We start from the raw sequence: 14,481 nt of genomic DNA, 5'->3' as shown, positions 1-14,481 counted from the left end.
CAGCCTGTTCCAGACGACTTAACCGGTCATCTGGCCAGCTCACAAGGCGGATAGGGTTTTCAAGTAGTGGGAGCGTGGAAAATAGCTTCCCTTGTCCCCAGCTGTGGTGCTGATGCGTCAGGCAAACTGGTACCTTCGGCTACGGATATTGTCGCATGGACCGATAATCCGGGGCTACGCGCGAAATTATGGCGCTTTTTTTCTGACTTCTGTACAAATAATTCATGGCTCAATACGTTTTTTCGATGAATCATGTCACCAAGACTGTGCCGCCCAAGCGACAGATCTTGAAGGACATCTCCCTCAGCTTCTTCCCGGGAGCCAAGATCGGCGTTCTGGGTCTGAACGGTTCTGGCAAGTCTTCGCTGCTGAAGATCATGGCCGGCATCGACAAGGAAATCGAGGGCGAGGCCATCCCGATGCCGGGCCTGTCGATCGGCTACCTGCCCCAGGAGCCGCAGCTCAACCCCGAGCACACCGTGCGCCAGGCCGTGGAAGAGGCGATGGCCGAGGTGAACAACGCCAAGGCGCGCCTGGAAGAGGTGTATGCCGCCTACGCAGAGGAAGACGCTGACTTCGATGCGCTGGCCGCCGAGCAAGGTCAGCTCGAGGCGATCATTGCCGCCGCCGGCACCGATTCCGAGCACCAGCTCGAAATCGCCGCCGACGCGCTGCGCCTGCCCGCGTGGGATGCCGTCGTCGGCAAGCTCTCCGGTGGCGAGAAGCGCCGCGTGGCGCTGTGCAAGCTGCTGCTGTCCAAGCCCGACATGCTGCTGCTCGACGAACCCACCAACCACTTGGATGCTGAATCCGTGGACTGGCTGGAGCAGTTCCTGCACCGTTTCAGTGGCACCGTGGTGGCGATCACCCACGATCGCTACTTCCTGGACAACGCCGCAGAGTGGATTCTCGAACTCGACCGCGGCCATGGCATTCCCTACAAGGGCAACTATTCCGAGTGGCTGATCCAGAAGGGCAACCGCCTGGAGGCCGAACAGAAGGGCGAGGAAGCACGCGCCAAGGCCCTGAAGAAGGAACTGGAATGGGTGCGCCAGAATGCCAAGGGCCGCCAGGCCAAGTCCAAGGCGCGTATTGCCCGTTTCGAGGAACTGAGCGACTACGAATACCAGCAGCGCAACGAAACACAGGAAATCTTCATTCCTGTGGCGGAGCGCCTGGGCGCACAGGTCATCGAGTTCCACAACGTCTCCAAGTCCTTCGGCGACCGCGTGCTGATCGACAACCTGTCGATGAACATTCCGGCCGGCGCGATCGTCGGCATCATCGGCCCGAACGGCGCCGGCAAGTCCACGCTGTTCAAGCTGATCGCCGGCCGGGAGCAGCCCGATTCTGGCAAGGTCGTGATCGGCCAGACCGTGAAGATGGCCTACGTGGACCAGTCGCGCGATGCGCTGTCCGATGACAAGACCGTGTGGGAGGACATCTCCGGCGGCCTCGACATCATCAACGTGGGCAAGTTCCAGATGGCCTCGCGCGCCTATGCGGGCCGCTTCAACTTCAACGGCCAGGACCAGCAGAAGAAGGTCGGCAACCTCTCCGGTGGTGAGCGTGGTCGCCTGCACCTGGCCAAGACGCTGATCCAGGGCGGCAACGTGCTGCTGCTCGACGAGCCGTCGAACGACCTGGACGTCGAAACCCTGCGTGCGCTGGAAGACGCGCTGCTCGAGTATGCGGGCACGGTGATGGTGATTTCCCATGACCGCTGGTTCCTGGACCGTATCGCCACGCATATCCTGGCTGCCGAAGGCGATTCGCAGTGGGTGTTCTTCGATGGCAACTATCAGGAATACGAAGCCGACAAGAAGAAGCGCCTGGGCGAGGAGGGCGCCGCACCCAAGCGCGTGCGCTACAAGGCACTGAAGTAAGCACAGGTGCGGGGGAGCTCCAGGCACCCCCTGCCGCCGGAAAACCGGGCCATCCCGCGAGGGGTGGGCCCGGTTTTTTATCGGACTTTTTATAAAAGTAACCGATCGTGCTTTTTCAATAAATAAAAATGATCGGGGAATGGTCGCTGGAGCGTCGTTTTGAGGGGTAAAACCGACGCTGAAGACATGATGCGGTAGTAGCATTCGTACATAACTATTTACATCTGCTTAGCCTTTTCCCGTCCATGCCCTTGCCCGCACCTCAGCTCACTGCGGTTTTTCGCGCTTGCATCGTCAACGCCGTCAAGGACGGCGAGGCGTTGATGGGGCAATTGATCCGCAGCACACGCTCGGAACTGGCCGAGGCGGAGCAGCGCGCGGGTGGTATCCATGAGCGGATGCATCTGAACGATGCGCTGCGGGCGCTGGACCAGCATGAGCCGGCGCTGGTCAAGAACTATCCAATCGCGCTGCTGGAGATCTTCGGCGAAGGCGCATCGTCCGAGCCCCAGTCCAGGTCGCGCGCAGCGATCGATACCGGCCTGGATTTCGGCGAGCTGTCGCTGGTGGACGACAACGCGGTCATGGCGCAGGTGGAGCTCGCGCGTGCACAGCAGATCGCCAGCCACGCCACCGATGCGGCGCTCTCGGAGCTCAATACCTATGTCAGCTCGGCCCAGGGTCTGAGCAACGTACAGCCCGAGCGCAATCCGCTGCGGCCCGAGAACTACATTCGCGGCCTGCAGCGTGTCGTGGACGAGAGCGGCGTGGGCCCGGAGATCCGCCAGCTCTGGATGGGGCACATGCGCGAATTGCTGGGGGCCGAGCTCATCACGACCTATCAGCAGATCACCAAGAGCCTGAAGGAGCACGGCATCCGTCCCGTGGGCTACCACGTGGCGGCGATACCCGGCGCATCGCGAGGCCTGCGGCATGGTGCCGCAGGCACGGACCACGGCCATGGGCACACCGAATTTGCCGCATCCCCCTTGCCAGGCTCTGGAGCCCAGCCTTTCAGGCATGTGCCCGGTGCAGCAGCGGCAGCGGACCCGCAGGAGGCGATGCTCACCGTCGGCATCCTGCGCCAGATGCTGGCCGCTGGCGGGGATCCCTATGCGTTCGACATGGCCAGCATGGGCCTGGGTGCGGCAATGAATCCGCGTTCATCCCTGCCGCCCATGATGCCGATGGGCGCAAGCAGCATGCAGGGCGGCATGCCTGCGTTCACTTCGACGCAGACGGCCGAGGCCATGGAGGATTTCGCGCAGCTCGAACGCCTGGTGGGCCGACTGGCGGGCAATGTGGCTCCCACGGGCATGGCGGGTATGCCTGGCATGCCGCATGGGGTGCCGGTCCATCATCATGGCCATGGTGCGATGGCTTCCATGCCGACCCAGTGGCAGGGCATGTCGGTGCCGGCGCAGTTGTCCAACTTCGGCGACATGTCCTCGCGCTCGGCCACGGAAGTGCTCAGCCGCATGATGGAGCACATTTCGCAGGACTCGCGCCTGCTCGCGCCGGTGCAGCGTGCCGTGCAGAACCTGGAGCCCGCGCTCAAGCAGTTGGTGCGCAACGATCCCAGCTTCTTCTCGAACGAGCAGCACCCCGCAAGGCGGCTCCTCGACGGCCTCACCCAGCGCAGCCTGAGCTTCAAGGCGGAGGACTCACGGGGGTTTCGCAAGTACATCCAGCTGGTGAACGCGGCGGTGCAGCACCTGTCCACGGTGCCGGTGCATGATGCCAAGGCCTTCGAACATGTGTCCGACGCCCTTGAGAGCGCCTGGAACACGCAGGTGCATCAATTGCGCAAGCACCAGGATGCCGAACAGAATGCGCTCGAGCAGGCCGAGCGCCGCGAGCTGCTGGCGGCGCGCATCGCGCAGCAGTTCCGTGTGCTGCCGGAAGCCTCCGGGGCACCCCAGGACATTCTCGATTTCGTGACCGGCGCATGGGCCCGGATCGCCGCGCAGGCGCAGATCCTGGCAGAGGAGAACGGCGCCGTGGATGCGCCCGACCCGAACACCTATCTGGCGGTTGTGCCGCAACTGCTGTGGTGCTCTCTGCCGGAGCATTCACCGGCAGATGCCAAGCGCATGCTGCCCCTCATGGAAGGCCTGTTCGCCACCATCCGCGATGGATTGCGCAATGCTGGCCATGCAGACGACGAAATCGTCCGGGTGCTCAAGCGCATTGCAGGCCTGCAGGTGCAACTGGCCAAGTGTGCCGCCATGGCCGAGCCGAAGCCCGAGGTGCAGGCAGAAGAGGTATCGCATGAGCCGGAGGACCGCATGCCTTCTGCGGATTCCGTCACGGTGCATGCTGCGCTGGACCTCGACCTGAGCGATCTGGACGACGCTCCCCTGGTCTCCATGCCGGCAGTCTTGCCCATGGTTGTGCAGGATGCGCCTGTTGTACGGGCTGTGCCTCAGGTGGCCGCCGAAGCGGAAACGCCCGCGTTGCCAGCGGCCGTGGAGTCCGCTGCGGCACCGATCGAATCCGTGGGGGCGCCCGCCACGGCCACGTCGGCGCTGCATGTCGCCAACCTGTTCGAACTGGGGCAGTGGATCGAGCTCACGACCAACAATCGCACGGTGCGTACGCAGCTCACCTGGGTGAGCCCGCACAACACCTTGTTCCTGTTCACGGCGATCGATGCCAGCACACAGTCGATGACACGCCGCATGCTCGACAAGCTCTACGCGGAAGGCCATGTGCGCCGCATCGATGACCAGCGTGTGGTGGCCCGCGCCCTGGGTGCCGTGCAGGCAGAGAGGCATCCTCGCTCCGGATTCCGCTCCAGTTCGAACGGCCCCGACAGCCGTACCCACTGAAGCAGCCTCGGCAAGGCATACGCGGCCATGATCACGGCCATGGCCGTCAGGTGGGTGCGGCTGCCTTCGTGTCTGTCGGGGACGCTGTCCCCTGCACCGTTCCTGGTGCGCGGTTCAGCTTGCGGCGTACCATCTGGATATGGTTGCGCAGCGCGTAGAGCTCGTCGGCATAGGAGAGCGGCACGCTGATCTTTTCCACCTGGGACTCGATGCGATCGAGCTGTTCGAGCAACTGGGCGCTGTCGCTTTCACCGAGCTCGAATTCGTCCTCGATCTCGCGCAGCTTGCCGTACCAGCGGAACACACGCGAGCGCACGCGGAACTGATAGAGCGGCGGAACAATACGCGAGAGCGGCAGCATGAAGGCGATCAGGATACCCAGGATCAGCCACATGCGCTCGATCAGGTTGGCGATCCAGAAGGGCAGGTAGCGCTGCATCACGGGCGTGGGTTCGTTGATGGCGCGGTCGGCCTCCTTGGCGATCGGCAGCTCGGCATGCAGTGTGCTGGGAAATTCGCGTGCGCGGTTGAACCAGCCTGCCGAGCCGTGGATCCGCAGCGCATTCTGCGCGAACAGCGTGAGCAGCGCGGGGTGCGTGTCCTCGCGCGCCAGCAGCGATGTGGTGGATGCCACGAGCCGTATGTCGCGCGATGGAATGTTCCGGGCCAGGTCGACCACGCCGCGCGGCAGTGTCACGGGCGTGAGAAAGGGGAAACGGCGGCTGTAGGCCTCGTTCTGCGCGAAGCTCATGAGCTGGATGCCGGGTGTCTGCAGCAGCATCTGCACCATCAGGGACTCGGGAGCCGAGGCGAACACGATGGCGTCCAGTTCGCCATTGAGAAAGGCCACCGTCGCGGGTGTCTGGTGCTCCTGCGTGAGCGTGAGTTCGTCGGTGCCGATGTGGTTGGCGTCAAGCAGCTTTTCCATCAGCCGGGGCAGGCCGCTGCCGGGCGAGCCGACATTCACCTTCATGCCGCGCAATTGGTGCAGGCCATCGAGCCGGTCACGGCGGGTGAGGTGCTTGGCGGAGTCTGCCCGGTAGAACAGCCAGATCGGCTCGACGAACAGGCTGCCGAGCGAGATCAGGTCGTCGCGATCCTCGGGGCGCAGCTCGGCCGTTCCGCCCTGCACGAACGCGAGATCCACCTTCCCGTCGCGCAGCAATTGCAGATTGGCGGCGGAGCCTTCGCTATGGGTGAGCGTGACCTTGATGCCCTCGGCGGCCAGCGCGTCCTGGTAGCGCTTGCCGAACTCCTCATAGGCGCTCTGCCCCGGACCGGTCGCCAGGATCACACTTTTGGGAGGCGTGGGCTTGAGCCACCAGTAGGCTCCGATCACCAGCGCCACGCCAAGAAAGGCCAGGGGGCCGGCGGACACGAGCAGGTCGCGAATGGACAGCAGCAGGTTGCGCACGCTGTGCGACATCTGACGGACGGATTTCATGGGTGTGCGGGGCTCCAGTCGGCCAGGCCGGGCAGAACGATGCCGTTGTCCAATGTGATCGAGCGCGCGCTGAGTACGGCCTGTTCGGTGGCCCGCGCAACGGCTTCTGCCGCCATGGCCGCCAGTACCAGCATGCCGGGGCCTTCGCCCGCGAGGCCGGTGCCCAGCGCGAACAGCGTGTCGCCATCGCTCATGGTGTGCACCGGGTTGATGCTGCGGGCAAGACCGTCATGGCCGACCACTGCCAGCCGATGGGCCTGCACCTTGGTGATCGCCGCATCGGTGGCGATCACGCCGATCGTGGTGTTGACGCCGGCCAACAAGGGGCGGGGTGCCACCCCTGCAAGCAGCGAGCGCTGCGTGTCACGCAGGCCACGGCCATCATCGGTGCGTGCCCCTGCGAGCGGCTGTGCGTTGTCCGGGCTGATCACATCACCCACGGCGTTGCAGGCGATGAGGGCACCCACCGTCACTCCGCCGACGCGAACCGATGCGCTTCCGATACCGGCCTTCATTGCGTTGGCAAGTCCGAACATCTTGCCGACCACGGCACCGGCGCCGGCACCGACATTGCCCTGCGGTGGCGGATTGCGCGAGGCTGCCGCACAGGCTGCGTAGCCGGCCGCCGCATCGGGCCGGATCTGCATGTTGCCCACGGTCAGGTCGAAGAGCACGGCGGACGGTACCAGGGGAATGCGGCCCACGCCCACATCAAGGCCTATGCCTTGCTCCTCCAGCCAGCGCACCGCACCGGTGGCAGCTTCGAGGCCGAATGCGCTGCCGCCGGCGAGCAGGATGGCATGCACCTGCTGAACCAGATTGGAGGGGTCGAGCAGGTCGGTCTCGCGTGTTCCTGGCGCAGCCCCCCTGACATCCACACCGGCCACCGCGCCGTCCCGCGCGATGACGACCGTGCAGCCCGTGGGGCGCCGCTGATCCGTGTGGTGGCCGACCTCGATGCCGGCGACGTCTGTGATGGCGCCCCGGGAGGCGTGGGCAACTGGTGCGGAACTGTGGTTCATAGCGCGCACATTATCAGCGCATGCGCGGCTTGCCTGCGGCTGCGACGGGCGCGCCCGGTCATCGGCATGAAAGCAGTTGTCACGGGCGGCTGCCAGGGGACCGCCATGGGCTGCAGACTTGGCGTGGCCGCTTACTTGGCGTTGGCGTTGCTCAGCAGGGCCTGGATCTCGGTCTTGCTCAGTTCCTTCAGGCGGGAGAGCTTGGTCACCATCTCTGCGGGCGGGCGGCCCTTGCCCTGTTCGTAGTTGTAGATGGTCTGGCTGGAGAGGCCCACCAGGGTTCCGTATTCTGCGGCCGACAGACCCAGCTTCTGGCGGTGGGCGGCCAGGCGCGCAGGGCTGAAGCGGCGCTGCACCTCGCCATCGATGGGCGCATTCAGATCGACGGCCGCTGCGCGCTGCGGTTTCTGCGCGTCCCGCAGCTCCTTGCGCAGCTCCGTCACTTCGCGCTTGAGCGCCGCGAGTGCCATGCGCTGCGAGGCGCTGGCCTTGCGAAGCGCTTCGATTTCGGCGCGCACTTCCTTGCGGGCGACGCGGGTGATTTCAGCTTTGAGGATGGATGCGATATTGGGCATACGTCTAAGGGAGGCATGGAATTCCGCAACGCGGATTGACATATTCAAAACGAATAAGCATCAAGATTTTAATTCGTTTGAAATCTTAGCAAGTCTGTCGATACTACGCTGCATTGGGTTAGGGCTGTCAAATATCGCCCAAGCCCGCCATTCAATCAACAAAAACGTGCTTGCTTGCAGCCGGAGATCACAATATGTCATTGCTTCACACCACCCGCCGCTCCTTGTTGTCCGCCGCTGCCTGCGTGGCGGCCATTTCTGCTGCCTCGTTTGGCTTGACGGCCGCAGCCCAGGCCCAGGATGCCGGCAAGAAGCAGATCATTATTGGCGGGACCGCCGGCTCCAACATCGACCAGCTGCAGGCCGGCATCGTGCCGCTGCTGCAGAAGAAGGGCTACAAGGTCAAGCTGGTCGAGTTCAACGACTACGTGCAGCCCAATCTTGCGCTGGCCGACGGTTCGCTCGACGCCAACTTCTTCCAGCATGAGGTGTACTTCAATCAGTTCAAGGGCGATCGCAAGCTGGACCTGGTGGCGTTGACGCAAGGCCCGATTGCTCCAATGGGGCTGTATTCCAAGTCGCGCAAGTCGTTTGCCGAGGCCAAGGCTGGCGACCGCATTGCCATTCCCAATGATGCAAGCAACCTTGCGCGCGCATTGCTGCTGGTGCAGCAGGCAGGGCTCATCAAGCTCAAGAGCAACGTGAACCCCTTGCGCGTGTCGGAGCTCGACATCGCCGAGAACCCGCAGAAGCTCAAGTTCGTGCCACTCGACGCGGCGCAACTCCCCCGTTCGCTCGACGACGTGCAGTTCGCCATCATCAACGGCAACTTCGCGATTTCCTCGGGCCTGAAGCTGCAGGACGCCGTGGTGCTGGAGAAGACACCCGACCATTACCTGAACATCGTCGCCGTGAAGACCAAGGACAAGGACTCCCAGTGGGCCAAGGACCTTGCGGCGGCATTCCACTCGGCAGACTTCAAGACCGTGGTGGACGCGAAGTTCGCAGGCTACGCCAAGCCTGTTTTTCTTCAGTGAGTCGTTGATCCAGAGGATTGAGACAGTGGGACTTGAGGCCGCCTTGTGCGGCCTTCTTTTTTCTGGAGCGAGGTGTTTTCGGACGGGATGACATGGATGACAGCTATTGCAGCCGCTTTTGCCATCGCTTGGTCATTACTCCGTCACGCAGCCTCTGAAGAATCGCGGCATCTCACCCGAGGGAGGGTGAGGCACTTCATCCAAGTTGCTCTCATGTCCAACGATTCTTCCAACTTCCACCGTACCCTCTCCACCCGCGCCCACCGGCACGCCTTGCGCGGCGGCCTGTTGCTATGCCTTGCCTACACCTCGGCAGGCCTGGCCGCCACGCCGTTCACTGGCGCCTACACGCAGAACTTCGATACGCTGCCAGGTTCTGGATCTGCACTGGCTTGGTCCAACGACAGCACGTTGCCCGGCTGGTTTCTGTTCAACAAGACGAAAACCGCGATCACACAGTACCGCGCCGGTACCGGCAGCGACAACAACGGCAGCTTCTACAGCTTTGGGACATCTGGAGCATCCGAACGGGCTCTGGGCGTCCTGGTGTCCAGCGGCACGTATTTCGGCAGTCCGGCCAATAATGAAGTGGCGGGCTGGATGGCGCTTGCCTTGAAGAATGGCACGGCCAGTACCATCGATGCGCTGACGATCAAGTACAACGGCGAAATGTGGCGCAATGGCGGAAACACCAATCCCCAGGCCATGACGCTCGAATATGCCGTCGGTGACAGTTTCGAAGGCATTGCATCCTGGAAGGTCGCGGGCGATGCCTTCGATTGGACGGCCCGGGGCGCTAACACCACGGCAGGCCCCCTGGACGGCAATAGCGCAGGCCTTGCATCCAACCGAGGCGGTGACCTGCGCGGCCTCCAGTGGGCCGCGGGGCAGACGCTTTGGCTGCGCTGGGTACAGACGCGTATCAGTGCGGGCGCCAGCCACGGCATGGCGATTGACGACGTCTCGATCGTCACCACAGGCGATGACACGACGCCGCCGGCCTTGCAGACAAGCAATCCTGCCAACAATGCAACCGGTGTTGGTTTGAGCAGCAGCATCACCTTGCAGTTCAACGAGCCCGTCAGGCCCGGTGGTGGCAGTTTCGAGTTGCGCAAGGGAAGCACAACCGTTGCCGCTTTCAGCGCAACCGATTCCAGCAAGGTCGGTTTCAACGGGAGCAGCGCGACGATCAGTCCCGGGATCCAGCTCGAGCCGAACACCGCATACAGCGTCGTGGCGGTTGGCACCCCGGTCCAGGACCTCTCGGGCAATCACTGGGATGGCGTAGCCCTGGCTCTGAACTTCACTACCGGAGCCCAGTCGGCGGTCACCCGCATTCACGACATCCAGGGCAGCGGTGCGGCATCGCCACTCAAAGGCCAGCCGGTCACCATCAATGCCGTGGTGACGGCCTACCTGCCCGAAATGAATGGCTTCTATGTGCAGGAGGAAGAAGCCCACTATGACAGCGACCCTGCGACGTCCGAGGGCCTGTTCGTGTATTACGGCACGGCGGCGGGAGCCAATCCTGGCGTGGATGCCGGCAGCGTGGGCAAGCGCGTGCAGCTGACCGGGACCGTTGATGAGTACAACCAGCAGACCCAGTTGAAGAACATCACGGATTTTCAGGTGCAAGGCGCGGGCGTGGTGCCGCAGCCTGCTTTGCTCACGCTGCCGATCAGCGACATGGCGCTGTGGGAGCGCTACGAGGGCATGCTGGTGAAGGTGAGCTCTGCCAACGCGGGCGGCAAGCTGGTGGTGTCCGACAACTACACCCTGGGGCGCTATGGGGATGTCACGTTGTCGCCCGATGCGGTCCTTCCGCAATTCACGGATGTGAGCCTGCCCGGCGTTGAGGGCTTTACCGAATACGTGACGTCCACCCAGCGCAGCCAGATCATTCTCGATGACACCAGCGGCAAGCAGAACCCTGCAAGCGTTCGCGGGCGCAACGGGCAACCGCTCTCGGCCGGCAACACGCTGCGGGCAGGGGACGCGGTAGACGCTGTTGTCGGTGTGCTGGACCAGTTCTACAACGACAAGGCACCGCCGGAGGCCTATCAGACTAGCTACCGGGTGCAGCCAACCCAGCCTCTCGACTTCAAGGGTGGCGAGCGTCCGACGGCAGCCGATCTGAAGAATGCCGTGGGAGCCGCCAACGTGAAGGTCGCATCCGCCAATGTGCTCAACTTCTTCAGCAAGGTGGGTGACACCAGCACGAACACCAAGGATGTCTTCACGACGCCGCTGGGCAATTCCATCGGCATCCGTGGCGCCAACAATACCGCCGAACTGGAGCGCCAGAAGACCAAGGTGGTGGCGAACCTGATCGGGCTGGATGCCGATGTCTACGGTCTCATGGAGGTGCAGAACAACGGCTTTGGCAACGATAGCGCGCTCAAGCTGCTGGTGGATGCGATGAACGCCAGCGCGGACAGGCCGGCAGGTGCGGTCTACGACTATGTCAAGGCGCCATTCAAGCAGGCTGCGGGTTCCACGGTCGCTGGTGCCGGCACGGACGCGATCACCGTGGCCATCGTCTATCGCAGCGACCGGGTCAAGCCGGTGGGGCAGGCGGCCGCGCCGGATGTAGCGACCTACGATGCGTTCACGCCCAATGGGGGCGGTGCGCGCGTGCCGGTCGCCCAGACCTTCTCCGCGAACACACCGGCTGGCGAAGAGCAGTTCACCTTCGTGGTGAACCATTTCAAGTCCAAGGGCAGCCTGCTCGCAACCGGCGGCAACGCTGACAAGCAGGACGGGCAGGGCAACAACAACCCGGCGCGGGTGAAGACGGCCACGCAGCTCAAGGAATGGCTTGCAACCCAGCCCACGGGGGCGGAAACGGCCAATGTGATCCTGGTCGGCGACTTCAACGCCTATGCGAAGGAAGACCCGGTCACCTACCTTGAGTCCAACGGCTTCAAGAAGGTCACGCAGGGCTACTCGTATTCGTTCAAGGGGCTCTGGGGTTCGCTGGACCACATTTTCGTGAGCCCCGCGCTGCAATCCAAGGTCGGCAAGGCCGTGAAGTGGGCCATCAACGCCGAGGAGCCCACGGTGCTGGACTACAACACAGAGTACAAGACGCCTGAGCAGGTCCAGAGCTATTACGCCGCCACAGCCTACCGCTCCAGCGACCACAATCCGATCGTGTTGGGTCTGAACTTGGGCGCCTTGCCCGTCAATCATCCCCCTGTAATTCATGGCGTGCCCGACGCCGCAACGCAGATCACCGCAGGAAAGCCTGTCAGCCTTGCCGGCATCACGCTCGAGGATGCCGACGAGGATGCGCTGGCACTCACCGTCACCACGACCAACGGCAGTGTGCAAGGGCTGACGGACGCGGATGCCGGACAGCCTGGAATCCAGCTCAGCGGCACGGCTGCGCAGATCGGAACTCAGCTCGCCGCATCCACGTTCACGGCTGCCGCGGAAGGTACCGCCAGCGTGGGCTTGAGTCTCAGTGACGGCACGCACCCGGCGGTCGTTGCGAACTATGCGTTCACCGTTGCCGCCGCGCCGACGAACGGCCATGGAACGGATTTCAGCCTGAGTCCAGTGGCGAATGTGAACGTCAAGGGCGAGTTGTCCGGCGCAGGCTGCCAGCTCGCATCCCCACCGCAGTATGTGACGCCGGCCAGCGTCGGTGTGACGGCCATGCCCAGCGATGGCGCGACCTTGCCGCATGGCCTGCTGACCCTGAATGCAACGGGTTGCGACAAGGGCGGCACGCTGACGGTGAAGATGACTTACGCGGATGCGCTGCCCAAGGGCACCGAGTATTGGAAATGGGGGCGTACAGCGGACAATGGCAACAAGCACTGGTACCGGATCCCCGCGACGGTGGCAGGCAACGTGGTGACCTTTGCGCTGAAGGATGGTGGGCTGGGAGACGATGACCTGGTCGAGAATGGCAACATTGCCGACCCGACGGCATTGGTGCTGCCAAAGGCCACGACTCCGACGACTCCGGCCGACACGGTTGCCGTGCCTGCGCTCAACGCCTGGGGCCTGTTGATGCTGGCACTGTCGTTCTTGCCGTTCGCGCCGCTGGTGCAGCGCTTCTCGCGCAAGCACCGGTGATTCAGTCACCCGCGCGAACATGGGGATCCCGTGTCGCGCGGCCTGCACCCGTGCGGCACGGTAGCAGGGCTTACTGCGCGACGACCTCGATGCGTGTGATCACCAGCGATCCATCGGCGCTCTCGGCATGAAAACGCACCTTGTCGCCCGCTTTCAGCGCGGCGCCATCATCGGGGTTCCTGAGCGCGAACACCATGGTCATGGCCGGCATGTCGAGGTTCTTGATCTCGGCGTGGCGGATGGTGACCTTGCCCGTGGCCGGGTTCCAGCGGGTCACCTCGCCATCGGTGAGCTCCATCGCATTGGCCGGTGCGGCGGCGCCTTGCGGAGCCATCTTGTGCATCGAATGATCGGAGTGATCCATGGCCTTGGCGTCCCGGGCATGCGCCCCCGTTGCCAGGCCGGCGGAGGCGAGTGCAACGAATGCCAAGGATGCAAGCCGCCGTGCGTGCACGGACGTCGGGAATGCAGGGGTCTTGAAAGTCATGATGGAGTCTCCTTGCCGTTTCAACGGTAGCTGGTGAATACGCTGGTCGATACGTCGCTGTTCATGAGGTTCTTCGTGACCAGCAGTACGTCGTAGGGGTCCTTGCGGCCGCCGTACTCGGGGCCGTCCATGCCCGGGCTGCCCACCGGCATGCCGGGAACGGCCAGGCCCATGGCCTTGGGCTTCTGCGCAAGAAGCTTCCTGACGTCGTCGGCCGGTACATGCCCTTCGAGCAGGTAGTTGCCGACGAGGGCGGTATGGCAGGAACCCAGTCGTGCGGGAAGGCCGAGCCGCGCACGGGCGGCGGTGTTGCCCTCGTCGTGCACGGTCACCTGGAAGCCGTTGGCCTCCATGTGCTTGACCCAGTCCGCGCAGCACCCGCAGTTGGGGTCCTTCCAGAGTTGCACCGGCACGCGCGCGGGCTTGCTGGCCAGGGAGGGCAGGGCGATCGCGGATGCGATGCCGGCGATCAGTTGCCGGCGGCCCCTGCGGAATGTGTTGATGTGTTGCATGCGTTTTTCCGTTGCGTTGTCGATAGGTGCGATCCTCGCCTTGTCTGGCGAGGACGCCCGTTGTCCAATGGGTTGGCGATTCATTGAGTCCTTCATTCCGTGACCGTGAAGATGCCGCGCATGCCGGCCTGGAAATGGCCGGCAATCAGGCATGCGAACTCGAACTGACCGGCACGGTTGAAGTTCCAGACCAGGTCCTCGGCCTTGTCCGGCGCCACGTGTGTCATGTAGGGTTCGGAATGCTCCATGCCCGGAAACTTGAGCATCATGTCGGCGTGCTGCTGCAAAGTGGCCGGTGTTCCCAGCACGACCTCGTGCATGATCCGGCCCTTGTTCTCCACGCGCAGCGTGACGGTTTCGCCTTTCTTCACGGAGAACCGGTCAGGCGTAAACCGCATGTCGTCGGTCATGCGCAGCGTGATGGTGCGCGTGGAGCGGGCCGCTTCGCCCGCGATGCCCCAGTCCTTTTGCTCCTTCGCCACGGGTGCATTGCTGGCATGGCTTTCGTTGCCATGTGCGACGGCCGTGCCCGTGAAGGCGAACAGGGCGCATGCCGCCACCGTTCTCCAGATGGCGATCTTTCTTTTCATCATGATGTGGC

Annotated in this window: 10 protein-coding genes; 4 read left to right on the top strand and 6 right to left on the bottom strand. The window is 63.6% G+C overall.

The genetic code is table 11. From position 1 onward, the window contains the following. The first annotated feature begins 224 nt into the window (after positions 1-224). Positions 225-1,886, top strand: a complete 1,662-nt coding sequence (gene ettA / locus H9K76_RS15380) for an energy-dependent translational throttle protein EttA (RefSeq protein ID WP_187596239.1) — start codon at positions 225-227, stop codon at positions 1,884-1,886. A 245-nt stretch (positions 1,887-2,131) separates the two neighbouring features. After that, on the top strand, positions 2,132-4,717 hold the full coding sequence (locus H9K76_RS15375; RefSeq protein WP_187596238.1) for a DUF1631 family protein: 2,586 nt from the start codon (positions 2,132-2,134) through the stop codon (positions 4,715-4,717). 46 nt (positions 4,718-4,763) lie between these two features. On the opposite strand, the gene H9K76_RS15370 is transcribed toward H9K76_RS15375, so the two are convergent. The 3 genes from H9K76_RS15370 to H9K76_RS15360 all read right to left on the bottom strand — a co-directional run bounded on the left by H9K76_RS15370 (position 4,764) and on the right by H9K76_RS15360 (position 7,758). Next, positions 4,764-6,143, bottom strand: a complete 1,380-nt coding sequence (locus tag H9K76_RS15370; protein WP_187600667.1) for a TAXI family TRAP transporter solute-binding subunit — start codon at positions 6,141-6,143, stop codon at positions 4,764-4,766. Between the two features lie 14 nt (positions 6,144-6,157). Then, positions 6,158-7,183 carry a P1 family peptidase gene (locus H9K76_RS15365; RefSeq protein WP_187596237.1) on the bottom strand — a complete coding sequence of 342 codons (1,026 nt, stop codon included), beginning with the start codon at positions 7,181-7,183 and terminating at the stop codon, positions 6,158-6,160. A 131-nt stretch (positions 7,184-7,314) separates the two neighbouring features. Then, on the bottom strand, positions 7,315-7,758 hold the full coding sequence (locus tag H9K76_RS15360; RefSeq protein WP_187596236.1) for a helix-turn-helix domain-containing protein: 444 nt from the start codon (positions 7,756-7,758) through the stop codon (positions 7,315-7,317). A 194-nt stretch (positions 7,759-7,952) separates the two neighbouring features. Here H9K76_RS15360 and H9K76_RS15355 point away from each other — a divergent pair, with 194 nt between their 5' ends. Both H9K76_RS15355 and H9K76_RS15350 read left to right on the top strand, forming a co-directional pair. Continuing rightward, positions 7,953-8,795: a MetQ/NlpA family ABC transporter substrate-binding protein gene (locus H9K76_RS15355; RefSeq protein ID WP_187596235.1), complete on the top strand. Its 843-nt coding sequence runs from the start codon at positions 7,953-7,955 to the stop codon at positions 8,793-8,795. 213 nt (positions 8,796-9,008) lie between these two features. After that, entirely contained in the window at positions 9,009-12,881 is a 3,873-nt protein-coding gene (locus tag H9K76_RS15350; RefSeq protein ID WP_187596234.1) for an ExeM/NucH family extracellular endonuclease, read from the top strand. A 70-nt stretch (positions 12,882-12,951) separates the two neighbouring features. Here H9K76_RS15350 and H9K76_RS15345 read toward each other — a convergent pair whose 3' ends face one another. The 3 genes from H9K76_RS15345 to H9K76_RS15335 form a co-directional block, all read right to left on the bottom strand. Then, positions 12,952-13,368: a copper-binding protein gene (locus H9K76_RS15345; RefSeq protein WP_246475049.1), complete on the bottom strand. Its 417-nt coding sequence runs from the start codon at positions 13,366-13,368 to the stop codon at positions 12,952-12,954. Positions 13,369-13,388: 20 nt separating this feature from the next. After that, the gene (locus tag H9K76_RS15340; protein ID WP_187596233.1) at positions 13,389-13,880 is read right to left on the bottom strand and encodes a DUF411 domain-containing protein; all 492 of its coding nucleotides are present in this window, start codon (positions 13,878-13,880) and stop codon (positions 13,389-13,391) included. A gap of 92 nt (positions 13,881-13,972) precedes the next feature. Continuing rightward, on the bottom strand, positions 13,973-14,473 hold the full coding sequence (locus H9K76_RS15335) for a cupredoxin domain-containing protein (RefSeq protein ID WP_246475048.1): 501 nt from the start codon (positions 14,471-14,473) through the stop codon (positions 13,973-13,975). Positions 14,474-14,481 lie beyond the last annotated feature (8 nt).

The organism is Diaphorobacter ruginosibacter (assembly GCF_014395975.1).
Lineage (GTDB): Bacteria > Pseudomonadota > Gammaproteobacteria > Burkholderiales > Burkholderiaceae_C > Diaphorobacter_A > Diaphorobacter_A ruginosibacter.
The sequence above is the reverse complement of the archived record's forward strand: the minus strand, read 5'-3'. Positions and strand labels throughout refer to the sequence as shown.

What these genes read in the sequence shown, in the direction of transcription:
- ettA (WP_187596239.1), top strand. Translation starts at nt 225, where the DNA reads ATGGCTCAATACGTTTTTTCGATGAATCATGTCACCAAGACTGTGCCG.
- H9K76_RS15375 (WP_187596238.1), top strand. Translation starts at nt 2,132, where the DNA reads ATGCCCTTGCCCGCACCTCAGCTCACTGCGGTTTTTCGCGCTTGCATC.
- H9K76_RS15370 (WP_187600667.1), bottom strand. Translation starts at nt 6,143, where the DNA reads ATGTCGCACAGCGTGCGCAACCTGCTGCTGTCCATTCGCGACCTGCTC.
- H9K76_RS15365 (WP_187596237.1), bottom strand. Translation starts at nt 7,183, where the DNA reads ATGAACCACAGTTCCGCACCAGTTGCCCACGCCTCCCGGGGCGCCATC.
- H9K76_RS15360 (WP_187596236.1), bottom strand. Translation starts at nt 7,758, where the DNA reads ATGCCCAATATCGCATCCATCCTCAAAGCTGAAATCACCCGCGTCGCC.
- H9K76_RS15355 (WP_187596235.1), top strand. Translation starts at nt 7,953, where the DNA reads ATGTCATTGCTTCACACCACCCGCCGCTCCTTGTTGTCCGCCGCTGCC.
- H9K76_RS15350 (WP_187596234.1), top strand. Translation starts at nt 9,009, where the DNA reads ATGTCCAACGATTCTTCCAACTTCCACCGTACCCTCTCCACCCGCGCC.
- H9K76_RS15345 (WP_246475049.1), bottom strand. Translation starts at nt 13,368, where the DNA reads ATGACTTTCAAGACCCCTGCATTCCCGACGTCCGTGCACGCACGGCGG.
- H9K76_RS15340 (WP_187596233.1), bottom strand. Translation starts at nt 13,880, where the DNA reads ATGCAACACATCAACACATTCCGCAGGGGCCGCCGGCAACTGATCGCC.
- H9K76_RS15335 (WP_246475048.1), bottom strand. Translation starts at nt 14,473, where the DNA reads ATGATGAAAAGAAAGATCGCCATCTGGAGAACGGTGGCGGCATGCGCC.